This is a genomic window from Uliginosibacterium sp. 31-16, assembly GCF_030730865.1.
Lineage (GTDB): Bacteria > Pseudomonadota > Gammaproteobacteria > Burkholderiales > Rhodocyclaceae > Uliginosibacterium.
In genome coordinates, this window is sequence record NZ_JAVALZ010000001.1 from 393,125 (window position 1) to 414,588 (window position 21,464).

General features: G+C 55.1%; 34 protein-coding genes. 1 reads left to right on the forward strand and 33 read right to left on the reverse strand.

All coding sequences use genetic code 11. From position 1 onward, the window contains the following. Window positions 1-109: 109 nt before the first annotated feature. Entirely contained in the window at window positions 110-2,932 is a 2,823-nt protein-coding gene (gene uvrA, locus Q9Q94_RS01815; protein ID WP_305978311.1) for an excinuclease ABC subunit UvrA, read from the forward strand. Between the two features lie 203 nt (window positions 2,933-3,135). Here uvrA and rplQ read toward each other — a convergent pair whose 3' ends face one another. The 33 genes from rplQ to rpsL form a co-directional block, all read right to left on the reverse strand. Next, complete coding sequence (gene rplQ, locus Q9Q94_RS01820; protein WP_305978312.1) at window positions 3,136-3,522, reverse strand: 50S ribosomal protein L17; 387 nt, start codon at window positions 3,520-3,522, stop codon at window positions 3,136-3,138. Between the two features lie 26 nt (window positions 3,523-3,548). Further along, window positions 3,549-4,529, reverse strand: coding sequence for a DNA-directed RNA polymerase subunit alpha (rpoA, locus tag Q9Q94_RS01825; RefSeq protein ID WP_305978313.1), 981 nt, complete (start codon window positions 4,527-4,529; stop codon window positions 3,549-3,551). 38 nt (window positions 4,530-4,567) lie between these two features. Next, a complete protein-coding gene (gene rpsD / locus Q9Q94_RS01830; RefSeq protein ID WP_305978314.1) occupies window positions 4,568-5,197 on the reverse strand; it encodes a 30S ribosomal protein S4 in 630 nt (209 codons plus the stop codon). 16 nt (window positions 5,198-5,213) lie between these two features. Beyond that, the gene (gene rpsK, locus Q9Q94_RS01835; RefSeq protein WP_101941749.1) at window positions 5,214-5,603 is read right to left on the reverse strand and encodes a 30S ribosomal protein S11; all 390 of its coding nucleotides are present in this window, start codon (window positions 5,601-5,603) and stop codon (window positions 5,214-5,216) included. A 13-nt stretch (window positions 5,604-5,616) separates the two neighbouring features. Further along, window positions 5,617-5,979: a 30S ribosomal protein S13 gene (rpsM, locus tag Q9Q94_RS01840; protein ID WP_305978315.1), complete on the reverse strand. Its 363-nt coding sequence runs from the start codon at window positions 5,977-5,979 to the stop codon at window positions 5,617-5,619. A gap of 62 nt (window positions 5,980-6,041) precedes the next feature. Then, entirely contained in the window at window positions 6,042-6,155 is a 114-nt protein-coding gene (rpmJ, locus tag Q9Q94_RS01845; protein ID WP_305978316.1) for a 50S ribosomal protein L36, read from the reverse strand. A gap of 27 nt (window positions 6,156-6,182) precedes the next feature. Further along, window positions 6,183-6,401: a translation initiation factor IF-1 gene (infA, locus tag Q9Q94_RS01850; protein WP_305978317.1), complete on the reverse strand. Its 219-nt coding sequence runs from the start codon at window positions 6,399-6,401 to the stop codon at window positions 6,183-6,185. Between the two features lie 10 nt (window positions 6,402-6,411). After that, a complete protein-coding gene (gene secY, locus Q9Q94_RS01855; protein ID WP_305978318.1) occupies window positions 6,412-7,734 on the reverse strand; it encodes a preprotein translocase subunit SecY in 1,323 nt (440 codons plus the stop codon). Between the two features lie 20 nt (window positions 7,735-7,754). After that, window positions 7,755-8,189 (reverse strand): 50S ribosomal protein L15, encoded by a 435-nt coding sequence (rplO, locus tag Q9Q94_RS01860; RefSeq protein WP_305978319.1) that lies wholly within the window; start codon window positions 8,187-8,189, stop codon window positions 7,755-7,757. Next, window positions 8,190-8,372: a 50S ribosomal protein L30 gene (gene rpmD, locus Q9Q94_RS01865; protein WP_305978320.1), complete on the reverse strand. Its 183-nt coding sequence runs from the start codon at window positions 8,370-8,372 to the stop codon at window positions 8,190-8,192. Window positions 8,373-8,374: 2 nt separating this feature from the next. Beyond that, a complete protein-coding gene (gene rpsE, locus Q9Q94_RS01870; protein ID WP_305978321.1) occupies window positions 8,375-8,899 on the reverse strand; it encodes a 30S ribosomal protein S5 in 525 nt (174 codons plus the stop codon). A gap of 11 nt (window positions 8,900-8,910) precedes the next feature. Then, entirely contained in the window at window positions 8,911-9,264 is a 354-nt protein-coding gene (gene rplR / locus Q9Q94_RS01875; protein ID WP_305978322.1) for a 50S ribosomal protein L18, read from the reverse strand. A 12-nt stretch (window positions 9,265-9,276) separates the two neighbouring features. Next, window positions 9,277-9,810, reverse strand: a complete 534-nt coding sequence (gene rplF, locus Q9Q94_RS01880; protein WP_305978323.1) for a 50S ribosomal protein L6 — start codon at window positions 9,808-9,810, stop codon at window positions 9,277-9,279. 10 nt (window positions 9,811-9,820) lie between these two features. Further along, window positions 9,821-10,216, reverse strand: a complete 396-nt coding sequence (gene rpsH / locus Q9Q94_RS01885) for a 30S ribosomal protein S8 (RefSeq protein ID WP_305978324.1) — start codon at window positions 10,214-10,216, stop codon at window positions 9,821-9,823. 10 nt (window positions 10,217-10,226) lie between these two features. Next, window positions 10,227-10,532 (reverse strand): 30S ribosomal protein S14, encoded by a 306-nt coding sequence (rpsN, locus tag Q9Q94_RS01890; RefSeq protein ID WP_305978325.1) that lies wholly within the window; start codon window positions 10,530-10,532, stop codon window positions 10,227-10,229. Window positions 10,533-10,539: 7 nt separating this feature from the next. After that, complete coding sequence (rplE, locus tag Q9Q94_RS01895; protein WP_305978326.1) at window positions 10,540-11,079, reverse strand: 50S ribosomal protein L5; 540 nt, start codon at window positions 11,077-11,079, stop codon at window positions 10,540-10,542. 9 nt (window positions 11,080-11,088) lie between these two features. Beyond that, window positions 11,089-11,406, reverse strand: a complete 318-nt coding sequence (rplX, locus tag Q9Q94_RS01900) for a 50S ribosomal protein L24 (RefSeq protein ID WP_305978327.1) — start codon at window positions 11,404-11,406, stop codon at window positions 11,089-11,091. Between the two features lie 9 nt (window positions 11,407-11,415). Then, window positions 11,416-11,784: a 50S ribosomal protein L14 gene (gene rplN, locus Q9Q94_RS01905; protein ID WP_305978328.1), complete on the reverse strand. Its 369-nt coding sequence runs from the start codon at window positions 11,782-11,784 to the stop codon at window positions 11,416-11,418. A gap of 145 nt (window positions 11,785-11,929) precedes the next feature. Further along, window positions 11,930-12,196 (reverse strand): 30S ribosomal protein S17, encoded by a 267-nt coding sequence (rpsQ, locus tag Q9Q94_RS01910; RefSeq protein ID WP_305978329.1) that lies wholly within the window; start codon window positions 12,194-12,196, stop codon window positions 11,930-11,932. Continuing rightward, window positions 12,196-12,387 carry a 50S ribosomal protein L29 gene (gene rpmC, locus Q9Q94_RS01915; protein WP_305978330.1) on the reverse strand — a complete coding sequence of 64 codons (192 nt, stop codon included), beginning with the start codon at window positions 12,385-12,387 and terminating at the stop codon, window positions 12,196-12,198. The genes rpsQ and rpmC overlap by 1 nt, the downstream gene beginning before the upstream one ends. A 5-nt stretch (window positions 12,388-12,392) precedes the next feature. Then, window positions 12,393-12,806, reverse strand: coding sequence for a 50S ribosomal protein L16 (gene rplP / locus Q9Q94_RS01920; RefSeq protein WP_305978331.1), 414 nt, complete (start codon window positions 12,804-12,806; stop codon window positions 12,393-12,395). After that, complete coding sequence (gene rpsC, locus Q9Q94_RS01925; RefSeq protein WP_305978332.1) at window positions 12,790-13,581, reverse strand: 30S ribosomal protein S3; 792 nt, start codon at window positions 13,579-13,581, stop codon at window positions 12,790-12,792. The genes rplP and rpsC overlap by 17 nt, the downstream gene beginning before the upstream one ends. A 9-nt stretch (window positions 13,582-13,590) precedes the next feature. Continuing rightward, window positions 13,591-13,920 carry a 50S ribosomal protein L22 gene (gene rplV / locus Q9Q94_RS01930; RefSeq protein ID WP_305978333.1) on the reverse strand — a complete coding sequence of 110 codons (330 nt, stop codon included), beginning with the start codon at window positions 13,918-13,920 and terminating at the stop codon, window positions 13,591-13,593. A 9-nt stretch (window positions 13,921-13,929) separates the two neighbouring features. After that, window positions 13,930-14,205 carry a 30S ribosomal protein S19 gene (gene rpsS / locus Q9Q94_RS01935; RefSeq protein ID WP_305978334.1) on the reverse strand — a complete coding sequence of 92 codons (276 nt, stop codon included), beginning with the start codon at window positions 14,203-14,205 and terminating at the stop codon, window positions 13,930-13,932. Window positions 14,206-14,214: 9 nt separating this feature from the next. Further along, the gene (gene rplB / locus Q9Q94_RS01940; RefSeq protein ID WP_305979466.1) at window positions 14,215-15,042 is read right to left on the reverse strand and encodes a 50S ribosomal protein L2; all 828 of its coding nucleotides are present in this window, start codon (window positions 15,040-15,042) and stop codon (window positions 14,215-14,217) included. Further along, window positions 15,039-15,347 carry a 50S ribosomal protein L23 gene (gene rplW, locus Q9Q94_RS01945; protein ID WP_305978335.1) on the reverse strand — a complete coding sequence of 103 codons (309 nt, stop codon included), beginning with the start codon at window positions 15,345-15,347 and terminating at the stop codon, window positions 15,039-15,041. The genes rplB and rplW overlap by 4 nt, the downstream gene beginning before the upstream one ends. Beyond that, the gene (gene rplD / locus Q9Q94_RS01950; protein WP_305978336.1) at window positions 15,344-15,964 is read right to left on the reverse strand and encodes a 50S ribosomal protein L4; all 621 of its coding nucleotides are present in this window, start codon (window positions 15,962-15,964) and stop codon (window positions 15,344-15,346) included. The genes rplW and rplD overlap by 4 nt, the downstream gene beginning before the upstream one ends. An 11-nt stretch (window positions 15,965-15,975) precedes the next feature. Continuing rightward, window positions 15,976-16,617 (reverse strand): 50S ribosomal protein L3, encoded by a 642-nt coding sequence (gene rplC / locus Q9Q94_RS01955; RefSeq protein WP_305978337.1) that lies wholly within the window; start codon window positions 16,615-16,617, stop codon window positions 15,976-15,978. Between the two features lie 126 nt (window positions 16,618-16,743). Beyond that, window positions 16,744-17,055 (reverse strand): 30S ribosomal protein S10, encoded by a 312-nt coding sequence (gene rpsJ / locus Q9Q94_RS01960; RefSeq protein ID WP_305978338.1) that lies wholly within the window; start codon window positions 17,053-17,055, stop codon window positions 16,744-16,746. A gap of 68 nt (window positions 17,056-17,123) precedes the next feature. After that, window positions 17,124-18,314, reverse strand: a complete 1,191-nt coding sequence (tuf, locus tag Q9Q94_RS01965; protein WP_305978339.1) for an elongation factor Tu — start codon at window positions 18,312-18,314, stop codon at window positions 17,124-17,126. Window positions 18,315-18,342: 28 nt separating this feature from the next. Next, the gene (gene fusA / locus Q9Q94_RS01970; protein ID WP_305978340.1) at window positions 18,343-20,439 is read right to left on the reverse strand and encodes an elongation factor G; all 2,097 of its coding nucleotides are present in this window, start codon (window positions 20,437-20,439) and stop codon (window positions 18,343-18,345) included. A 120-nt stretch (window positions 20,440-20,559) separates the two neighbouring features. Then, the gene (gene rpsG / locus Q9Q94_RS01975) at window positions 20,560-21,030 is read right to left on the reverse strand and encodes a 30S ribosomal protein S7 (protein WP_305978341.1); all 471 of its coding nucleotides are present in this window, start codon (window positions 21,028-21,030) and stop codon (window positions 20,560-20,562) included. A gap of 22 nt (window positions 21,031-21,052) precedes the next feature. After that, the gene (gene rpsL, locus Q9Q94_RS01980; protein ID WP_305978342.1) at window positions 21,053-21,430 is read right to left on the reverse strand and encodes a 30S ribosomal protein S12; all 378 of its coding nucleotides are present in this window, start codon (window positions 21,428-21,430) and stop codon (window positions 21,053-21,055) included. Window positions 21,431-21,464: the final 34 nt, after the last annotated feature.

The following is a 21,464-nucleotide window of genomic DNA, read 5'->3' on the forward strand; positions in this document are numbered from 1 at the left end:
GCGTAAGACGGCTGCAGACGAATAGTCTGGTTGCAGCGCCACAAAAAAGGCTTGGCCGGGGAGGCTCGGCCCCGTATATTGGCTGGTTTTCCTGTCGGCACATCAGGTCATGGAATGGATTCGTATTCGTGGGGCACGCACCCACAACCTGAAAAACATCAACCTCGACATCCCGCGTAACCGCCTGACGGTGATTACCGGCCTGTCCGGTTCCGGCAAGAGTTCGCTGGCGTTCGACACCCTCTATGCAGAAGGGCAGCGCCGCTACGTGGAGAGCCTGTCGGCCTACGCGCGCCAGTTCCTGCAATTGATGGAAAAGCCGGACGTGGACCTGATTGAAGGTTTGTCGCCAGCTATCTCCATTGAACAGAAGGCCACCAGCCACAACCCGCGCTCGACCGTCGGCACCATCACCGAGATCCACGACTATCTGCGCCTGCTATACGCCCGCGCCGGTACTCCGCACTGTCCGGATCACCATCTGCCACTCGAGTCTCAGACCGTCTCGCAAATGGTTGATCATGCGCTGGCCCTGCCGGAAGGCACGCCGCTGATGATCCTGGCTCCCTTGCTCACTGAACGCAAAGGCAGCCACGAAGAGCTGATCGCCGAGCTGCGCTCGCAAGGTTTTGTCCGCCTGCGCATTGACGGCACAATTTGCGAAATCGACAACGTGCCGCCACTTGGCAAGACCAGCAAGCACAGCATCGATCTGGTTGTGGACCGCGTCAAAATCCGCCCGGACTCGCGCCAACGCTTGGCCGAGAGCTTTGAGACCGCACTGGCACATGCCGAAGGCCGTGCCATCGCACTGGAAATGGAAAGCGGCAAGGAGCACCCATTCTCCGCCCGCTATGCCTGTCCGATATGCGGTTTCGCAGTACAGGAACTGGAGCCTCGCCTGTTCTCATTCAACAATCCGGTTGGCGCCTGTCCGAGCTGCGACGGGCTGGGCTCGCACGATTTTTTTGACCCGGCCCGGGTTGTTGCTCACCCGGAACTGTCACTGGCCTCAGGTGCAATTCGTGGCTGGGATCGACGTAATCAGTTCTACTTCCAGATGCTGTCGAGTCTGGCGGCATTCTATGAATTCGATACCGACACGGCTTTCAGCGAACTGCCTGAAGACATCCGTGAAGTCGTGTTACACGGTTCAGGGCAGCGCAAGATTCCTTTCAAATACATGTCCGAGTCTGGCCGGATGGTCAGCAAAGAACACAGTTTTGAAGGCATCATCCCGAATCTTGAACGTCGTTACCACGAAACCGACTCCATTGCCGTACGCGAGGAACTGACCAAGTATCGCTCTTCCCGCCCTTGCCCAGCCTGCGGTGGCAGCCGCCTGCGGCGTGAAGCACGCTTTGTCCTGATCGGTGACAAGTCCCTGCCGGAAGTCGGTGCGATGCCCATCGGGCAATGCCAGGCATTTTTTGCCACGACGCGACTTGATGGCCACAAAGCCCAGATTGCCGAGAAGGTCATGAAGGAAATTGCCGCGCGCCTGCAATTCCTTATTGATGTGGGGCTCGACTACCTGAGCTTGAATCGTTCGGCGGACACCCTCTCGGGCGGTGAAGCCCAGCGCATTCGTCTGGCCTCACAGATCGGCTCCGGCCTGACCGGTGTCATGTATGTGCTCGACGAGCCCTCCATTGGACTGCATCAGCGTGACAATGATCGCTTGCTTGGCACCCTGCGCCGCCTGCGCGATATCGGCAATACCGTTATCGTCGTCGAACACGACGAAGACGCCGTGCGCATGGCCGACTACGTGATTGACATGGGGCTTGGCGCAGGAGAGCACGGTGGTGAAGTCATCGCTCATGGCACGCCTGCCGATATCTCCGCCAATCCGATGTCGATCACTGGTGCGTTTTTGAGTGGGCGCCGCGCCATCGCAGTGCCGCAAACGCGCATCCCGCCTGATCCGGACAAGATGCTGCGATTGGTCGGAGCCTCGGGTAACAACCTCAAGAACGTCACCCTGGAACTGCCGGTCGGCTTGATGACCTGCGTCACCGGGGTGTCTGGCTCGGGGAAGTCCACCCTCATCAACGACACCCTATACGCCATTGCAGCGCGCGATATACACCATAGTTCGATCGAACCCGCTCCTTACGAAAGCGTCAAGGGGATGGAGCATTTCGACAAAATCATCAGCGTCGACCAGGCCCCCATTGGCCGGACTCCGCGCTCCAATCCCGCCACCTATACGGGTCTGCTCACTCCTATACGTGAATTGTTCTCAGGAGTTCCAGAGTCTCGCGCACGCGGCTATGGGCCGGGCCGCTTCTCCTTCAACGTCAAAGGTGGACGTTGCGAGGCCTGCCAAGGTGACGGCATGCTGCGCGTCGAAATGCACTTTCTGCCCGATGTATTTGTCCCCTGTGATGTCTGTCACGGCAAACGCTATAACCGTGAAACGCTGGAGGTCCGCTACAAAGGCAAAACCATCGCTGACGTACTGGACATGACGGTTGAAGATGCGCAGCGCTTCTTCGACGCCGTACCAACAGTCGCGCGCAAGCTTGATACCCTGATGGAAGTCGGGCTAGGCTACATCCGCCTCGGCCAGAGCGCCACCACACTTTCCGGTGGAGAAGCGCAACGCGTCAAACTGGCGCTGGAGCTTTCCAAACGGGACACTGGCCGAACCCTCTATATCCTTGACGAGCCAACGACTGGCCTGCATTTTCACGACATTGAAATGCTGTTGAAGGTCCTGCAACGCCTGCGCGAGCATGGCAATACAATCGTAGTCATCGAACACAATCTGGACGTCATCAAAACAGCCGACTGGCTGGTCGATCTTGGCCCTGAAGGCGGGGACCTAGGGGGGCAAATTATTGTCGCAGGCCCCCCGGAGGCGATCGCAAAAGAACCTGAAAGCCATACGGGGAACTATCTACTCAAGCTACTGCCTCAGCCGTAACAAGCTGGCAGCAGAAGCGCAGGCGCACTTATCTGAATGACGGAACGCAAGGGGCGAGCCTCTTGCCTGCTCCAATAACGACTCCTGCCAGACGGAGCCTTCTTTCCTCCTCAAAACGCTATTGCTGAGTGCTTACAAAAGCACCGCAAAAAAAAACAAAAAAGCCTGCTTGAAGCAGGCTTTTTTGTTCACATCTTGAAGGCTTATTCAGCAGCAACAGCCTCAGTGCCTTCCGGCCGATCAAGCAATTCAACAATTGCCATCGGAGCGTTGTCACCAACACGGAAGCCGCATTTCAGGATGCGCAGGTAACCGCCGTTACGGGTAGCAAAACGCGGGCCCAGCTCATTGAAAACCTTGAGCACCATCTCGCGATCACGCAGACGAGTAAACGCCAGACGATGATTCGCCAAAGACGGAGTCTTGCCCATGGTGATCAGCGGCTCAACCACACGGCGCAATTCCTTGGCCTTGGGCAGAGTCGTCTTGATGACTTCGTGACGCAGCAGTGCGTTCGAAAGGTTTTGCAGCAGAGCCTTGCGATGGGCGCTGGTGCGATTCAGCTTACGGAGACCGTTACCGTGACGCATTTTTTCTATTCCCTATTGCTTGCAGCTCAGCTGATCTTTTCAAGACCTGCGGGCGGCCAGTTTTCCAGTTTCATGCCCAGCGTGAGGCCACGCGAAGCAAGCACATCCTTGATTTCGTTCAGCGACTTGCGACCCAGATTCGGGGTCTTGAGCAATTCGGTTTCAGTGCGCTGAATCAGATCGCCGATGTAATAAATGTTTTCCGCCTTCAGGCAGTTGGCCGAGCGAACAGTCAGTTCGAGGTCATCCACCGGACGCATCAAGATCGGATCGATCTGTGGTGCCTTGGCTTCAACAGCGGCAACCGGCGTACCTTCCAGGTCGGCGAAAACGGACAGTTGATCCATCAGCACACGTGCTGCAAAACGGATCGACTCTTCCGGCTCAACCGCACCGTTAGTTTCGATATCGATCACCAGACGATCCAGATCGGTACGCTGTTCAACGCGAGCGCTTTCGACCTGATAGCTGACGCGGCGCACCGGGCTGAACGAAGCATCCAGAACGATACGGCCAATGACCTTGTTGTCGCCATTCAAAGGACGAACATTACCGGGAACATATCCGCGGCCCTGCTCAACCTTGATCTGCATATCGATCTTTCCGCCCGGAGCCAAATGAGCAATCACATGCTCCGGATTGATGATCTCGACATCATGAGTCGTTTCGATATCGCCGGCCTTGACCACGCCTTCGCCTGATTTTGACAGACGCAAGGTGGCTTCGGAACGATTGTGCAACTTGAGCACGACACCCTTCAAATTCAGCAGGATGTCGACCACATCTTCACGCACCCCATCGAGGGTGGAGTACTCATGGAGCACACCATCAATCGACACCTCAGTGACGGCATAACCCGGCAGCGAGGAAAGCAGGATGCGGCGCAGCGCGTTGCCCAGAGTGTGTCCATAACCGCGCTCAAACGGCTCCATCACCACTACGGCATGAACCGGGGAGATGCTCTGGACATCGATAATGCGAGGCTTCAAAAGGCTATTACTCTGCATGTCCTATCCTTGTCACGAGTGATCTGGTTATGCCCGCATTAACGCGAGTACAGTTCGACAACCAGACTCTCGTTAATCGTCGAGGGAAGCTCAGCGCGTTGCGGGTAGGCCTTGAACGTGCCCTTGCCAGCTTTGGCATCAACATCAAGCCATTCCGGGAAGCCACGACCTTCAGCAGCCTCAAGGGCAGCCTTGGTACGCAAATGTGCGCGAGCAACATCCGTCAGTTGCACTACATCACCAGGACGCAGCGTATAGGACGGGATATTCACACGCTTGCCATTGACCAGCACGCCATTGTGCCGAACCACTTGACGAGCTTCTGCACGCGAACCACCAAAGCCCATACGAAAAGCAACAGCATCAAGACGACCTTCCAGCAACTGCAGGAGGTTTTCACCTGTCTGCCCCTTGCGACGATCCGCCTCAAAATAAGTCTTGCGGAATTGACGCTCAAGCACGCCGTAAATACGACGGATCTTTTGCTTTTCGCGCAGCTGCTGGCCATAGCCAGACAAACGCTGACCAGACTTCTGGCCATGCTGACCAGGCGCATACGAGCGGCGCTCAATAGCACACTTGTCGGTAAAACACTTCTCAGCCTTCAGAAACAGCTTTTCACCTTCACGGCGACACTGACGGCACTTCGGATCGAGATTGCGAGCCACGTTCTTTTGCTCCTGATTAGATGCGGCGACGCTTCGGCGGACGGCAGCCGTTATGCGGCACTGGGGTGATATCGGTAATCGACGTGATCTTGAGACCCAGTGCGTTCAGAGCGCGCACAGCAGACTCACGACCCGGACCCGGACCCTTGATGCGGACTTCCAGATTCTTCACGCCACATTCTTGAGCAGCCTTGCCCGCAGCCTCAGCTGCGACCTGGGCGGCAAAAGGAGTGCTCTTACGCGAGCCCTTGAAGCCTGCACCACCCGAGGTTGCCCACGAGAGTGCGTTGCCCTGACGATCAGTAATCGTCACGATGGTGTTATTGAAGGACGCATGAATATGCGCAATACCTTCAGCAACGTTCTTTTTTACTTTTTTGCGAATTTTCGCAACGGTCTTTGCCATGATCTACCCCAGATTACTTCTTGCCGGCCATGGTCTTGCGCGGCCCCTTGCGGGTACGAGCATTGGTACGGGTACGTTGACCACGAACCGGAAGACCACGACGATGACGAACGCCACGATAGCAACCAAGGTCCATCAGACGCTTGATATTCATGGTGATCTCGCGGCGCAGATCACCTTCAACGGTGAACTTGCCGACTTCCTCGCGCAGACGATCCATCTGATCTTCAGTCAGATCTTTCATCTTGGCGCTACGGGAAACCCCCGCAACGTCACAGATTTTCTGAGCACGAGTGCGACCAATGCCATAAATCGCAGTGAGAGCGATTTCGGCATGCTTGTGATTCGGAATATTGACACCAGCAATACGGGCCATGAACTTACCCTTTTACCGCGAAAAAGCGAAGCGCGAAAGTTTATAGAAAACGGGACTCAAAATCAACCCTGACGTTGTTTGTGACGCGGATCTTCACAGATCACACGAACTACGCCTTTGCGGCGAACGATCTTGCATTTACGGCAGATCGGCTTGACAGAAGCTTGCACTCTCATTTTTTTACTCCTAATAACCGTTCCAGCTTATTTCGAGCGGAATACGATGCGTCCCTTGCTCAGATCGTACGGCGTTAGCTGTACAGTGACCTTGTCACCGGGAAGAATCCGGATGTAGTGCATCCGCATTTTCCCGGAGATATGGCCAAGGACGACATGACCATTTTCCAACTTGACCTTGAAAGTTGCATTTGGAAGAGTCTCAAGAATTTCCCCCTGAAACTCAATGGCATCTTCCTTCGACATATAGCAGACTTTATCGAGACAACCCTGGACCGCCCTTGAAATTCGCCTTCTTAAGAAGACTCTCGTACTGGTGAGACATCACATAAGCCTGGACTTGAGCCATGAAATCCATCGTCACCACAACGATGATCAACAACGAAGTTCCGCCAAAATAAAACGGAACCTGCCACCGAAGGATAAGAAACTCAGGCAACAGACAGACCAGCGTCACATAAACAGCTCCGATCAGCGTCAAACGCATCAGGATCTTGTCAATGTATCGAGCGGTCTGATCGCCGGGACGAATCCCGGGGACAAACGCTCCGCTCTTCTTAAGATTGTCTGCCGTCTCTTTCGAGTTGAAGACAAGAGCCGTATAGAAGAAGCAGAAAAAAACGATCGCGGCGGCATACAACATGATGTATATCGGCTGACCTGGCGACAAGGTCGCAGAAAGATCCTTAAGCCAAAGCATCCCATCACTTGACCCAAACCATTGCGCTGCAGTGGCAGGGAACAAAATAATCGATGACGCAAAAATCGGCGGGATCACGCCTGACATATTAAGCTTCAGGGGCAAGTGTGAACTTTGTCCTCCGTAAAGCTTGTTCCCAACCTGACGTTTTGCGTAATTGACAAGAATCTTGCGCTGACCACGTTCGACAAACACCACAAACGCAGTGACAAGCACAGCCAAAGTACAAATAAACAGCGCAGCTACCGGATGAATTGCACCAGTACGGACAAGCTCAAGCAGGCCTCCGATAGAATGAGGCAAACCAGATGCTATACCTGCAAAAATCAGGATCGAAATACCATTCCCGATTCCACGCTCCGTAATCTGTTCACCGAGCCACATCATGAACATAGTCCCGGTAACCAGCGTAGAGATCGCAGTCAAACGGAACAGAAACCCAGGGTCCAGCACAAGATTCGGCTGCTGTTCAAGCATCATTGAGATGCCGAAAGCCTGGAAAAGCGCCAGCCCGACTGTCCCATAACGGGTGTACTGCGTAATCTTGCGCCGCCCGGCCTCTCCCTCTTTCTTAAGAGCCTCCAGTTGCGGCGAAGCAATGGCCAACAACTGCATGACGATCGATGCCGAAATATAAGGCATGATCCCGAGGGCAAAAATCGTAAAGCGAGAGAGCGCTCCACCGGAAAACAGGTTGAACACGCCAAGAATGCCATTCTTCTGAGTATCGAAGAGTTTGGCAAGTTCTGCCGGGTCAATACCTGGAACCGGTATATGCGCACCGATTCGATACACCACCAAGGCTCCAAGAAGGAACCATAGGCGGCGTTTCAAATCAGCGAACTTTCCGCTATTACCAAGGACTGATGGAGTAGCCACGCCGATGCCCTGTCTCTTGATTACTCAGCAACCGAACCGCCAGCAGCTTCAATTGCAGCGCGAGCACCTTTTGTGGCGCCAATGCCACGCAACGTTACTTTGCGCTCAATCGCGCCTGACAGAATAACCTTGGCAGACAGCGCTTCAATTGCAACAATGCCAGCCTGCTTCAGCGACAGAAGGTCAATGTCATCAATAGGCAAAGCGGCAATTTCGCTCAGACGAACTTCCACATTCCGGCTAGCAGTAAGGGACACGAAGCCCCGCTTCGGAAGGCGGCGCTGAAGCGGCATCTGACCGCCCTCAAAGCCAACCTTATGGAAGCCGCCAGCGCGAGACTTTTGCCCCTTGTGACCACGACCGCACGTCTTGCCCAAGCCGCTACCAATACCACGACCTACACGGCGACGAGCTTTTTTGGAACCCTCAGCGGGTTGCAACTTATTGAGTTCCATTTATCCCTCGCACTTAACCAGATAAGAAACCTTGTTGATCATGCCACGTACTGCGGCCGTATCCTCAAGTTCCACAGAGTGATTCATACGACGCAGGCCGAGACCGCGCACAGTGGCGCGGTGTGGCTGCTTGGTACCGATCAGGCTCTTGACGAGCGTGACGCGAATCTTCTTTTCAGCCATGATTACCCCAGAATCTCTTCAACGGTCTTGCCACGCTTAGCGGCAATTTGAGCTGCCGTACTGGTAGCAAAAAGACCGTTCAGCGTTGCACGTACAACGTTGTATGGATTGGTCGAGCCGAGGCATTTGCAAATCACGTCAGTTACACCCATGACTTCAAATACCGCGCGCATTGCGCCACCAGCAATGATACCCGTACCGCTTGGGGCCGGCTGCATCAGAACAACTGCTGCACCATGCTTGCCCACAACGGAATGCTGAAGCGTACCGTTGCGCAAGTTGACCTTGGCCATCTTGGCACGCGCTTCATTCATCGCCTTCTGCACGGCAACCGGAACCTCACGTGATTTGCCCTTGCCCATGCCAATGGCGCCATCACCATCACCTACCACGGTCAGTGCGGCGAAGCCGAGAATGCGGCCGCCTTTTACAACCTTGGTGACTCGATTGACTGCGACCATTTTTTCGCGCAGGCCATCATCGCGCTCTTCGGAAGCCTGAACCTTCTTTGTCTGTTGCTTAGCCATGACTCTCTCGCTCAGAACTTCAGTCCGCTTTCACGCGCCGCTTCGGCGAGCGCCTTCACGCGACCGTGATACATGTAACCCGCGCGATCGAATGCAACCGATAGCACACCCGCTGCTGCTGCACGCTCGGCGATCAGCTTGCCAACGGCCGTAGCCGCACTGACATTGCCGCCATTGGGTGCAACCCCTTTTACTGCCGCCTCAGCCGTAGAAGCTGCTGCCAGCACGCGCGAACCACATTCTGAAATGATTTGCGCATAGATATGGCAGTTCGAACGGAAGACCGTCAGCCGAGCGACTTTTTGCTCCGCAATCCGAGCCCGGGTTTTGCGAGCCCTGCGCAAACGCGCTTCTTTCTTGTTCATATTCGTCCGCCCTTACTTCTTCTTGGTTTCCTTCAGGAGCACCACCTCGTCAGCGTAACGCACACCCTTGCCCTTATAGGGCTCCGGGGAACGATATGCGCGGACTTCGGCGGCAACCTGACCGACCTGTTGCTTATCGACACCTTTAATGACGATCTCTGTCTGCGTCGGCGTTTCTACCTTCACACCAGCAGGCATTTGATGCACAACTGGATGAGAGAAACCCAAAGTCAGATTGAGTTTGTCACCTTGCGCCTGGGCACGATAACCCACGCCAACCAGATTCAGTTTGCGTTCGAACCCTTTGCTGACACCAACAACCATATTGTTAAGCAGCGCACGAGTGGTGCCGGACATGGCATTGCCATTCTCTCCGCCTGCGACAGCCTTAGCCGTCAGTACATTGCCCTCCCGCTCAAGGACAACAGAGGAGTGCAAGCGCTGCGTCAATGCGCCCAAGGGCCCCTTGACCGTGAACTCGCCCGAAGTAATGCTGACTTCAACGCCGGCAGGCAGAACAACTGGATTTTTTGCTACGCGTGACATGGTTTTCTCCTTACGCCACAACGCAGAGCACTTCGCCACCGACCTTGGTAGCACGCGCACGACGATCTGTCATGACGCCCCCAGGAGTGGAAACGATCGCTACGCCAAGACCATTCATGACCTTCGGCAAGTCATCACAGCCTCGATACACACGCAGGCCAGGCTTGCTTACCCGCTCAATACGCTCGATGACTGGACGACCAGCATAATACTTAAGAGCAATCGTCAATTCACGCGAAGAACCTTCGCCGCGGACAACGAAATCCTCAACATAACCTTCGTCCTTCAATACTTGGGCGATCGCAACTTTCAGCTTCGAAGACGGCATGGAAACCGAACTCTTCTGAGACTGCTGAGCATTACGAATGCGCGTCAGCATATCGGCGACCGGATCAGACATACTCATCTCGATCTCCTTACCAGCTAGCCTTGGTCATGCCGGGCACTTCACCCTTGAAAGCCACTTCACGCAGCTTATTACGGCACAAACCAAATTTACGGAACACACCACGGGGACGTCCAGTCAGTTCGCAACGATTACGTTGACGACTTGGGCTGGAATTGCGCGGCAGCTTTTGCAGTTTCAGGCGCGCCTCCATGCGCTCCTCTTCGGAGCGGGAAGTATCGCCAATCACGGCCTGGAGAGCAGCACGCTTTTCAGCGAACTTCTCCACCGTTTTGCGGCGTTTTTCTTCGCGATTGATCAGAGCCAGTTTCGCCATGTCACCCTCAGTTCTTGAACGGGAATTTGAACGCAGCCAGAAGCGCACGCGCCTCTTCATCCGTCTTCGCCGTCGTGGTAATGCTGATATTCAAGCCGCGCAGTGCATCAATCTTGTCGTACTCAATCTCAGGAAAGATGATCTGCTCTTTTACACCGAGGTTGTAATTGCCACGACCGTCAAAACCTTTGGCAACCACACCACGAAAATCGCGAATACGCGGCATTGCAACGGCAATCAAACGATCCAGGAACTCGAACATCTGCGGCCCACGCAGGGTAACCATGCAGCCAATAGGATACCCTTCGCGAATCTTGAATCCCGCGATCGACTTCTTGGCCTTGGTCACCACAGGCTTCTGACCGGCAATCTTGGTCATATCGCCAACGGCATTATCCAACACCTTTTTGTCACCAACCGCCTCACCAACCCCCATATTCAGGGTCACCTTGGTGATACGCGGAACTTCCATAATCGACTTGTAGCCGAACTGCTTACTCAGCAGCGCCACAACATCAGACTTGTAAAACTCTTGAAGACGAGCCATGACTGTTCCTTACGCCCCGACCAGTTCGCCATTGGATTTGAAGAAGCGAACCTTCTTGCCATCCTCAAGCTGCTTGAAACCGACACGATCGGCTTTTTGCGTTACAGGGTTAAAAAGAGCCACATTCGAGACATGAACCGGCATTTCTTTTTCCACAATACCGCCAACCTGACCCTTGACCGGATTCGGCTTGGTGTGCTTCTTGACCCGATTCACACCCTCAACCACAACACGCTCAGCGTCAACGCAGCGCACGACAGCGCCACGCTTACCCTTATCTTTACCAGCCAGGACGACCACTTCGTCCCCTTTGCGAATCTTGTTCATCTTCGCTCCTTAGAGGACCTCAGGGGCCAACGAAACAATTTTCATGAAACGCTCGGTACGCAACTCACGCGTAACCGGCCCAAAAATACGCGTCCCGATCGGCTCAAGCTTTGCATTCAGCAGCACAGCCGCATTCTTGTCAAACTTGATCAACGAGCCATCGTTGCGACGAACGCCCTTGGCGGTACGAACCACCACCGCATTGTAAACGTCGCCTTTTTTGACACGGCCACGAGGGGCCGCATCCTTGATACTTACCTTGATGATGTCGCCAACGCCGGCGTAGCGGCGCTTGGAACCACCCAAAACCTTGATACACATTACAGCCCGTGCACCGGTATTGTCGGCGACCTCAAGAATCGTCTGCATTTGGATCATTTTTTAACTCCATCCAACTTGAACACACAAAGTGCCCAGTCTTGGATCCCGTTCGGGAAAAGACCCCGCATAAAGCGGGAAATCGAGCCAAGCATTCTAGCCTAGCTCGAGATCTTGATGCAAGTGCTTTGCGAGAATATTTCGATTAAGCCTGCGCTTTTTCGATCACGCGCGTCACACGCCATGCCTTGGTTTTGGAAATCGGAGCGCACTCCTCAATTTCAACCAGGTCGCCTTCGGCTGCGACGCCATTGGCTACATCAGCGTGATACTTTTTCGACTGCACCATCACCTTGCCGTAAAGCGGATGCTTGACGCGACGCTCAACCAGAACCGTCACCGTCTTGTTCATCTTGTCGCTCACGACTCGGCCGCTCAGAGTGCGGCGCACGACTACTTTTTGATCACTCATTACGCCACCGCCTTTTCACGCTGAATTGTACGAACGCGCGCAATGTCGCGACGCACGCGCAACAACTGAGACGTGTTGTTCAGTTGCTGCGTAGCGATCTGCATGCGCAGGGAGAACTGCTCCTTGAGCAAAGCAACCAGTTCTTCCTGAAGCTCGGTAGCGCCCTTGGAGCGCAACTCATTCGCTTTCATTTTCCTTACCCCACAAGCCGCGTGACAAACGCGGTCTCAATCGGAAGCTTGGCGGCAGCCAGGCGGAACGCCTCGCGCGCCAGCACTTCGTCTACGCCATCCATCTCATACAGCACCTTGCCGGGCTGGATCTCTGCAACCCAGTATTCCGGATTGCCCTTACCGTTACCCATACGGACTTCAGCAGGTTTTTTGGAGATGGGCTTGTCCGGGAAAATACGAATCCAGATACGACCACCACGCTTGATGTGGCGAGTCATGGCACGACGGGCAGATTCGATTTGGCGAGCAGTCAAACGACCGCGGCCAATGGCCTTCAGGCCGTATTCACCGAAGCTGACCTTGGCGCCACGAGTCGCAACACCCGTGTTACGGCCCTTCTGCTCCTTACGGTACTTCCTTCTATTCGGCTGCAGCATCGCTTGCTCCTGCGTTCTTCACAACGCCCGTTTTGCGAACAGCACGGCGGGGCGCGGGCTTGGTAGCATCGCCATCGTTACGCGCTGGGCGGCGGGTCTTGCGACCTTCGTTTTCATTGGCTTCCACGGCGGCAGGCTGTTCGCCCTTGCCAACCATCTCGCCCTTGTATACCCAGACCTTGATCCCGATGATGCCGTAGGTTGTGCTGGCTTCAGCAAACCCGTAATCGATATCGGCACGCAAGGTATGCAGCGGCACGCGACCTTCGCGATACCACTCGGTACGAGCAATTTCAGCCCCATTAAGGCGGCCCGCGCTCATGATCTTGATACCCTGTGCACCGAGACGCATGGCGTTTTGCATTGCGCGCTTCATTGCACGGCGGAACATGATGCGCTTTTCGAGCTGCTGAGCAATCGAATCAGCAATCAGTTGAGCATCCGTTTCCGGCTTGCGGATCTCTTCGATATTGACGTGAACCGGCACGCCCATGATCTTCTGGAGATCAGCCTTCAGCTGCTCAATGTCTTCACCTTTCTTGCCGATCACAACACCCGGACGGGCGCTGAAAACGGTAATGCGGGCATTTTTCGCCGGGCGCTCGATCAGAACACGACCAACTGATGCATGTGCCAGCTTCTTCTTCAGGTGCTCACGAACCTTGATGTCTTCATGGAGCATCTTGGCGTAGCTCTGGCTGTTGGCGTACCAACGAGAGCTCCAGTTCCGGGTTACCGCAAGGCGGAATCCGGTCGGATGGATTTTCTGTCCCATATGCTCCCCTTACTCCCCGACAGTCAGATAGATGTGGCAGGTCTGCTTCTCGATACGATTACCGCGGCCCTTGGCACGAGCGGTAAAACGCTTGAGAGACGTTCCCTTTTCCACGTGAATGGTTTTGACCTTCAGCGCATCAATGTCAGCACCATCGTTATGCTCAGCGTTGGCTATAGCCGACTCCAGCACTTTCTTGATGATGGTTGCGCCCTTTTTCGGGCAGAAAGTCAAAATATTAAGTGCCTGATCCACCGGCTTGCCACGTACCAGGTCAGCCACAAGGCGACCCTTCTGGGCGGAGAGGCGGACACCGCGCAAACTTGCATTGGTTTCCATGATCACCCCTTACTTCTTCGCCTTCTTGCTGGCAGCGTGACCCTTGAAGGTACGCGTCAGCGCGAACTCGCCCAGCTTGTGACCAACCATATTTTCAGTCACATACACCGGAATGTGTTGCTTGCCATTGTGGACAGCGATTGTCAGACCAACGAATTCGGGCAGAATCGTCGAACGACGCGACCAAGTTTTGATCGGACGCTTGTCAGTGGAATTGCCGGCAGCTTCGACCTTCTTGCTCAGATGGTCGTCTACAAACGGCCCTTTTTTAACGGAACGTGCCATGACTACCTCTTATCGCTTGTGACGACGCTGAACGATCATGCTGTCAGTACGCTTGTTACTACGCGTACGATAGCCCTTGGCCGGCTGACCCCACGGACTGACAGGCACACGGCCTTCGCCAGTCTTGCCTTCACCACCACCATGCGGGTGATCCACCGGGTTCATCACCGTACCGCGAACTGTCGGGCGAATACCACGCCAACGCTGAGCACCGGCCTTGCCGATCTTGCGCAGATTGTTCTCTTCGTTGCCAACTTCGCCGATGGTCGCGCGGCACTCAATGTGCACACGGCGAATTTCACCGGACCGCAGGCGCAACTGGGCATAAATGCCTTCGCGAGCCAGCAGCTGAACCGAAGTACCGGCAGCGCGAGCCAACTGAGCACCCTTGCCCGGCAGCATTTCGACACAGTGAATCGTGCTACCCACGGGAATGTTGCGAATCGGCAACGCATTGCCCGACTTGATCGGAGCCTCGGAGCCACTCAGGATTTCCTGACCAACAACCAAGCCCTTCGGGGCAATGATGTAGCGACGCTCGCCGTCGGCATAACACAACAACGCGATATTTGCGGTGCGATTCGGATCGTATTCAATGCGCTCAACTTTGGCGATGATGCCATCCTTGTTGCGCTTGAAATCAATCATGCGGTAGTGCTGCTTATGACCACCACCCTGATGACGCACGGTAATGCGGCCATCAGTATTACGGCCAGCATGCTTCGATTGACTCTCCACCAGGCCAGCAAACGGCTTGCCCTTGTGAAGGTTCGGATTGACCACCTTGACAAGGCCGCGACGACCCGCAGAGGTAGGTTTAACTTTAACCAACATTATGCGGCCCCTCCCTCAACGAAGTTGATCTCTTGACCCGGCTTCAGGCAGACGAACGCCTTTTTCCAGCCCTTACGCTGACCTGTCGAACGGCCAAAGCGCTTAACTTTGCCCTTCACGTTCAGGATCTGGACAGAATCCACCTGAACCTTGAAAAGCATCTCCACAGCAGCTTTCACTTCCGGCTTGGTCGCATCTGATGCAACACGAAAAACCACTTGCTCATTCTTTTCAGCAACCTGGGTCGCTTTTTCGGAAATCTGCGGGGCGAGCAGCACCTGCAGGAGCCGTTCCTGGCTATAGCTCATTGCCACATCTCCTCGATCTTCGCGACTGCCGCACGGGTCATGATGACGCGCGGATAGCGCACCAGCGACACCGGATCAGCCTCGTGAGCTTCCAGCACCAGAACGTTGTGCAGGTTGCGCGACGAAAGCCACAGGTTTTCATCCATTGCATCGGTGATTACCAACGCGGACTCAGCACCAAAACCCTTGAGCTTCTGAGCCAGAAGACGGGTCTTGGGAGCATCAAGAGCCACGCTCTCAACCACAACCAGACGATCTTCGCGAACCAGTTGCGACAGGATCGATGCGATACCCGCACGAAACTGCTTGCGATTCACCTTCTGGGAGAAATTCTCATCAGGACGATTCGGAAAAATCCGACCACCCCCACGCCACAGCGGCGAAGAAGTCATACCGGCACGAGCATTACCCGTACCTTTTTGACGGAAAGGCTTCTTGGTGGAGTGCTTGACTTCACCACGATCCTTTTGCGCGCGATTGCCTGAACGGCCATTCGCTTGATAGGCCACCACCAATTGATGGATGAGCGCTTCGCTGTACTCGCGACCGAAAAGAGCATCGGAAGCTTGAATAGTTGCGGACGCCTGACCCTGATCATTAATCAGCTTGAGTTCCATGACGCCCCCGATCAGTTAGCCTTGACAGCAGGACGCACAATTACGTCGCCACCATCATGACCCGGCACTGCACCCTTGATGAGGAGCAGACCACGCTCAACATCCACACGCACAACCTCGAGATTCTGAACGGTCGACTTGACCGCACCCAGATGCCCCGCCATGCGCTTACCCGGAAAAACACGGCCGGGATCCTGGGCCATACCAATGGAACCAGGAGCGTTATGGCTAACAGAGTTGCCGTGGGAAGCGCGCTGAGAGCTGAAGTTGTGACGCTTGATCGCGCCAGCAAAACCCTTACCAATCGAGGTTCCGGTCACATCGACCTTTTGCCCGACAGCAAAAATCTCAACACTGATCACATCACCAGCCTTGTAGCTGGTGAGTTGCTCGGCACCGATGCGAAACTCGCGCATCACGCTACCGGCCTCGGCCCCTGCTTTGGCCATATGACCAGCAAGAGCCTTACTTACGCGACTGGCACGCCGCTGACCAAAAGCGACCTGAATGGCGGAATAACCGTCCACATCAGCCGTCTTGATCTGGGCCACTCGATTGTTCGACACGTCAAGCACCGTAACCGGAACGGAAGCACCGTCCTCAGCAAAGATGCGAGTCATGCCGACCTTGCGACCTACAAGGCCTAGACTCATGTTTTTCTCCTATGACCCGGTTTCGATTGACCGGGTCGCAATTGATGTCGCAACTGACAAACCTCGCGCTCAAAACGCGAAGCGCGAGATTCTAGCCTGAAACAACAAGACTATGCAAGCGCAGGGTTACTGCAGCTTGATTTCGACGTCCACACCTGCCGGCAGATCCAGCTTCATCAATGCATCGACTGTTTTATCAGTCGGATCAATGATGTCCATCAGGCGCAGATGGGTACGGATTTCGAACTGGTCGCGTGACGTCTTGTTAACGTGAGGCGAACGCAGAATGTTGAACCGCTCGATCTTGGTCGGCATCGGCACCGGACCACGCACCACGGCGCCCGTGCGCTTGGCAGTTTCAACAATTTCCTGAGCCGACTGATCGATCAAGCGATAGTCAAAGGCCTTCAGACGAATACGGATTTTTTGGTTTGCCATTTTGATTCCTAAAGAGCACAAAGAACAAAACGGCACACCCCGAAGGATGTGCCGCATTTACACGAGTATTACTCGATGATCTTGGCCACCACGCCGGCGCCAACGGTACGGCCACCTTCGCGAATTGCGAAGCGCAGACCTTCTTCCATGGCGATCGGAGCGATCAGCTTGACGGTCATCTGGATGTTGTCACCCGGCATGACCATTTCGGTGCCTTCCGGCAGGGAGATGGCGCCCGTCACGTCCGTGGTACGGAAGTAGAACTGGGGACGGTAGTTGTTGAAGAACGGGGTGTGACGACCACCTTCGTCCTTGCTCAGCACATACACTTCACCGGTGAAGTGGGTATGCGGCTTGATGGAGCCCGGCTTGCACAGCACCTGACCGCGCTCAACGTCTTCACGCTTGGTGCCGCGCAGCAGCACGCCGACGTTGTCGCCCGCCTGACCTTGGTCGAGCAGCTTGCGGAACATTTCAACACCGGTACAGATGGTCTTGACCGTATCCTTGATGCCGACGATTTCGATTTCTTCGCCGACCTTGACGATGCCGCGCTCAACGCGACCGGTCACCACCGTGCCACGACCCGAGATCGAGAATACGTCTTCGATCGGCAGCAGGAAGGGCTTGTCGATGGCGCGCTCAGGCGTCGGGATATAGGAGTCCAGTGCCTCAGCCAGGGCCATGATAGCCACTTCGCCCAGCTCGCCCTTGTCGCCTTCCAGCGCCTTCAGTGCGGAACCCTTGACGATTGGCACGTCATCACCCGGGAAGTCGTACTTGGAAAGCAGTTCGCGCACTTCCATTTCGACGAGTTCGAGCAGCTCGGCATCATCCACCATGTCGCATTTGTTCAGGAACACGATGATGTAAGGCACGCCGACCTGACGAGCCAGCAGGATGTGCTCGCGCGTCTGGGGCATGGGGCCGTCAGCAGCCGAACAGACCAGAATGGCGCCGTCCATCTGGGCAGCACCGGTAATCATGTTCTTGACGTAGTCGGCGTGACCCGGGCAATCAACGTGAGCGTAGTGACGATTGGCTGTCTCGTATTCGACGTGTGCTGTATTGATCGTAATACCGCGAGCCTTTTCTTCCGGCGCCGCATCAATCTGGTCATACGCCTTGGCTGCACCGCCAAACTTGGATGCCAGCACCGTGGTGATAGCTGCCGTCAGCGTGGTCTTGCCATGGTCAACGTGACCAATCGTGCCCACGTTTACGTGCGGCTTCGTACGTTCAAACTTTTCCTTTGCCATTTCTAGCTCCTTGGATCTGAATTAGGGATTACTTCTTGTTGATGATGGCGTCAGCGACGTTCTTCGGCGCTTCGGTGTAGTGCTTGAACTCCATGGAGTAGGTAGCACGCCCCTGCGACAGCGAACGCATAGTGGTCGAATAGCCGAACATCTCTGCCAGCGGCACTTCGGCCTTGATCGCCTTGATCTGACCAGGCAGATCTTCCATACCCAGCACGATACCGCGACGACCCGAAAGATCGCCCATGATGTTGCCCATGAAGTCTTCCGGAGTTTCCACTTCCACAGCCATCATCGGCTCGAGGATGACCGGGCTGGCACGGCGACAACCTTCCTTGAAGGCCATCGAAGCGGCCATTTTGAACGCGTTTTCGTTTGAGTCCACGTCGTGGTAGGAACCAAAGTGCAGCGTGCACTTCACATCCACAACGGGGAAGCCAGCCAAAACACCGTTCGGAATACTGTCGATCAGCCCCTTTTCAACTGCCGGAATAAATTCGCGAGGCACAACACCGCCCTTGATTGCATCCACGAATGTGAAGCCCTTGCCCGGCTCGTTCGGCTCAATCTTGAGTACAACGTGACCATACTGGCCGCGGCCACCGGACTGCTTGACGAACTTGCCTTCCGCGTCTTCGACAACCTTGCGAATGGTTTCACGATAGGCCACTTGCGGCGCACCGACGTTGGCTTCCACACCGAACTCGCGCTTCATGCGATCAACCAGAATCTCCAGGTGGAGCTCGCCCATCCCGGAAATGATGGTCTGACCGGACTCTTCATCGGTACGCACACGGAAGGAAGGATCCTCCTGAGCCAGACGGCCCAGAGCAATACCCATTTTTTCCTGGTCGCCCTTGGTTTTCGGCTCCACGGCAACGTGAATCACCGGATCCGGGAACACCATGCGCTCAAGCGTCACGATGCTGTCCGGCGGACACAGGGTTTCACCCGTCGTCACCGAAGACAGACCGATCGCGGCGGCGATGTCGCCAGCGCGAACTTCATCAATTTCCTTGCGATCGTTGGCGTGCATCTGCACCAGACGGCCGATACGCTCTTTCTTGCCCTTGATCGGGTTGTACACGGTATCGCCAGACTTCAGCACACCCGAATACACACGAATAAAGGTCAGCTGACCAACATACTTGTCGGTCATCAGTTTGAATGCCAGAGCGGAGAACTTTTCGTCATCCGAAGCACGCCGCTCGGTTTCCTTCTCGTCGTCGTCAACGCCCTTGACTGGCGGGATGTCTACCGGCGACGGCATAAATTCGATCACAGCATCCAGCATGCGCTGCACACCCTTGTTCTTGAAGGCAGTGCCACACAGCATCGGCTGAATTTCGCAGGCGATCGTACGGTCACGCAAGCCCTTGATGATGTCTTCTTCAGACAGATCACCCGACTCGAGGTACTTGTCCATCATGGCTTCAGACGATTCGGCCGCCGCCTCAACCATCTTCTCGCGCCATTCGGCAGCAGAAGCAGCCATGTCCGCAGGAATGTCTTCGTAGCTGAACTTGGTCCCTTGGCTCGCCTCATCCCAGATGATGGCTTTCATCTTGATCAGATCGATGACGCCAGTGAAGTTCTCTTCAGCACCAATCGGCAACACCACAGGAACCGGATTGGCGTTCAGGCGGGTGCGCAACTGATCGTAGACCTTGAAGAAGTTGGCGCCAGTGCGATCCATCTTGTTCACGAACGACAGGCGCGGCACCTTGTACTTGTTGGCTTGGCGCCATACGGTTTCGGACTGAGGCTGAACGCCGCCCACGGCGCAATACACCATACAAGCACCATCCAGCACACGCATGGAACGCTCCACCTCAATAGTGAAGTCCACGTGTCCCGGGGTGTCGATGATGTTGATCCGGTGATCGGCAAAATTACCGCCCATACCCTTCCAGAAGCAGGTCGTTGCCGCCGAAGTAATGGTAATACCGCGCTCTTGCTCCTGCTCCATCCAGTCCATGGTGGCCGCGCCATCATGCACTTCACCGATCTTGTGATTAACACCGGTGTAGAAAAGGATTCGCTCGGTGGTGGTAGTCTTGCCGGCGTCAATGTGTGCCGAGATACCGATATTGCGATATCTCTCGATGGGGGTAGTGCGTGCCACGGTTTCAGCCTTTTTAAGTTGAATCGGGGTGAAAAAACAGAATATTCAAAGCATTTCAGACGCTGATTAAAATAAATCGAGCCCTTTTCAGGGCCCGACCTACGTCTGTAACACTTAAGATCAGAACCTGAAGTGCGAGAACGCCTTATTGGCGTCCGCCATACGATGGACTTCGTCGCGCTTCTTCATTGCAGCACCACGACCTTCGGAAGCCTCGAGCAACTCGCCAGCCAGACGCTGAGCCATGGTCTTCTCGGAACGCTTGCGAGCAGCCTCGCGCAGCCAGCGCATCGACAAAGCCATGCGCCGACTCGGCCGAACCTCAACCGGAACCTGATAGTTTGCACCACCAACGCGACGGCTCTTCACCTCAACCACAGGCTTCACATTCGCAACAGCGGCCATAAAGACCTCCAGTGGGTCCTTGCCAGATTTGGTGGAAATATTGGAAAACGCGCCATACACGATACCTTCGGCAACTGACTTCTTGCCACTATCCATGATGACGTTAATGAACTTTGAAACATCCTGCGAACCGAATTTCGGGTCCGGCAAAATTTCACGCTTCGGTACTTCGCGACGACGGGGCATGTCTATCTCCTTTCGTCAGTGATCAGGATTTCTTCGGGCGCTTGGCGCCGTACTTGGAGCGGGATTGCTTGCGATCCTTGACGCCTTGCAGGTCAAGCGAACCGCGCACGATGTGATAACGCACACCCGGCAAATCCTTTACACGACCGCCGCGGATCAGCACAACCGAGTGCTCCTGCAGGTTGTGACCTTCGCCGCCGATGTAAGAAATGACCTCAAACCCGTTGGTCAGACGCACCTTGGCGACCTTACGAAGCGCCGAGTTTGGCTTCTTCGGAGTCGTGGTGTAAACACGGGTACACACGCCACGCTTTTGCGGACAAGCATCCAGCGCAGGCACCTTGCTTTTCGTCACTTGAGCCTCACGGCCCTTGCGAACGAGTTGATTAATGGTTGGCATTACATTTCCTCGGATCTCACCACCAGCCAGGACA

Coding starts and splice junctions, on each gene's coding strand:
- uvrA (WP_305978311.1), top strand. CDS start 110: ATGGAATGGATTCGTATTCGTGGGGCACGCACCCACAACCTGAAAAAC.
- rplQ (WP_305978312.1), bottom strand. CDS start 3,522: ATGCGTCACGGTAACGGTCTCCGTAAGCTGAATCGCACCAGCGCCCAT.
- rpoA (WP_305978313.1), bottom strand. CDS start 4,529: ATGCAGAGTAATAGCCTTTTGAAGCCTCGCATTATCGATGTCCAGAGC.
- rpsK (WP_101941749.1), bottom strand. CDS start 5,603: ATGGCAAAGACCGTTGCGAAAATTCGCAAAAAAGTAAAAAAGAACGTT.
- rpsM (WP_305978315.1), bottom strand. CDS start 5,979: ATGGCCCGTATTGCTGGTGTCAATATTCCGAATCACAAGCATGCCGAA.
- rpmJ (WP_305978316.1), bottom strand. CDS start 6,155: ATGAGAGTGCAAGCTTCTGTCAAGCCGATCTGCCGTAAATGCAAGATC.
- infA (WP_305978317.1), bottom strand. CDS start 6,401: ATGTCGAAGGAAGATGCCATTGAGTTTCAGGGGGAAATTCTTGAGACT.
- rplO (WP_305978319.1), bottom strand. CDS start 8,189: ATGGAACTCAATAAGTTGCAACCCGCTGAGGGTTCCAAAAAAGCTCGT.
- rpmD (WP_305978320.1), bottom strand. CDS start 8,372: ATGGCTGAAAAGAAGATTCGCGTCACGCTCGTCAAGAGCCTGATCGGT.
- rpsE (WP_305978321.1), bottom strand. CDS start 8,899: ATGGCTAAGCAACAGACAAAGAAGGTTCAGGCTTCCGAAGAGCGCGAT.
- rplR (WP_305978322.1), bottom strand. CDS start 9,264: ATGAACAAGAAAGAAGCGCGTTTGCGCAGGGCTCGCAAAACCCGGGCT.
- rplF (WP_305978323.1), bottom strand. CDS start 9,810: ATGTCACGCGTAGCAAAAAATCCAGTTGTTCTGCCTGCCGGCGTTGAA.
- rpsH (WP_305978324.1), bottom strand. CDS start 10,216: ATGAGTATGTCTGATCCGGTCGCCGATATGCTGACGCGCATTCGTAAT.
- rpsN (WP_305978325.1), bottom strand. CDS start 10,532: ATGGCGAAACTGGCTCTGATCAATCGCGAAGAAAAACGCCGCAAAACG.
- rplE (WP_305978326.1), bottom strand. CDS start 11,079: ATGGCTCGTCTTCAAGAGTTTTACAAGTCTGATGTTGTGGCGCTGCTG.
- rplX (WP_305978327.1), bottom strand. CDS start 11,406: ATGAACAAGATTCGCAAAGGGGACGAAGTGGTCGTCCTGGCTGGTAAA.
- rplN (WP_305978328.1), bottom strand. CDS start 11,784: ATGATCCAAATGCAGACGATTCTTGAGGTCGCCGACAATACCGGTGCA.
- rpsQ (WP_305978329.1), bottom strand. CDS start 12,196: ATGAGTGATCAAAAAGTAGTCGTGCGCCGCACTCTGAGCGGCCGAGTC.
- rpmC (WP_305978330.1), bottom strand. CDS start 12,387: ATGAAAGCGAATGAGTTGCGCTCCAAGGGCGCTACCGAGCTTCAGGAA.
- rplP (WP_305978331.1), bottom strand. CDS start 12,806: ATGCTGCAGCCGAATAGAAGGAAGTACCGTAAGGAGCAGAAGGGCCGT.
- rpsC (WP_305978332.1), bottom strand. CDS start 13,581: ATGGGACAGAAAATCCATCCGACCGGATTCCGCCTTGCGGTAACCCGG.
- rplV (WP_305978333.1), bottom strand. CDS start 13,920: ATGGAAACCAATGCAAGTTTGCGCGGTGTCCGCCTCTCCGCCCAGAAG.
- rpsS (WP_305978334.1), bottom strand. CDS start 14,205: ATGGCACGTTCCGTTAAAAAAGGGCCGTTTGTAGACGACCATCTGAGC.
- rplW (WP_305978335.1), bottom strand. CDS start 15,347: ATGAGCTATAGCCAGGAACGGCTCCTGCAGGTGCTGCTCGCCCCGCAG.
- rplD (WP_305978336.1), bottom strand. CDS start 15,964: ATGGAACTCAAGCTGATTAATGATCAGGGTCAGGCGTCCGCAACTATT.
- rplC (WP_305978337.1), bottom strand. CDS start 16,617: ATGAGTCTAGGCCTTGTAGGTCGCAAGGTCGGCATGACTCGCATCTTT.
- rpsJ (WP_305978338.1), bottom strand. CDS start 17,055: ATGGCAAACCAAAAAATCCGTATTCGTCTGAAGGCCTTTGACTATCGC.
- tuf (WP_305978339.1), bottom strand. CDS start 18,314: ATGGCAAAGGAAAAGTTTGAACGTACGAAGCCGCACGTAAACGTGGGC.
- rpsG (WP_305978341.1), bottom strand. CDS start 21,030: ATGCCCCGTCGTCGCGAAGTACCGAAGCGTGAAATTTTGCCGGACCCG.
- rpsL (WP_305978342.1), bottom strand. CDS start 21,430: ATGCCAACCATTAATCAACTCGTTCGCAAGGGCCGTGAGGCTCAAGTG.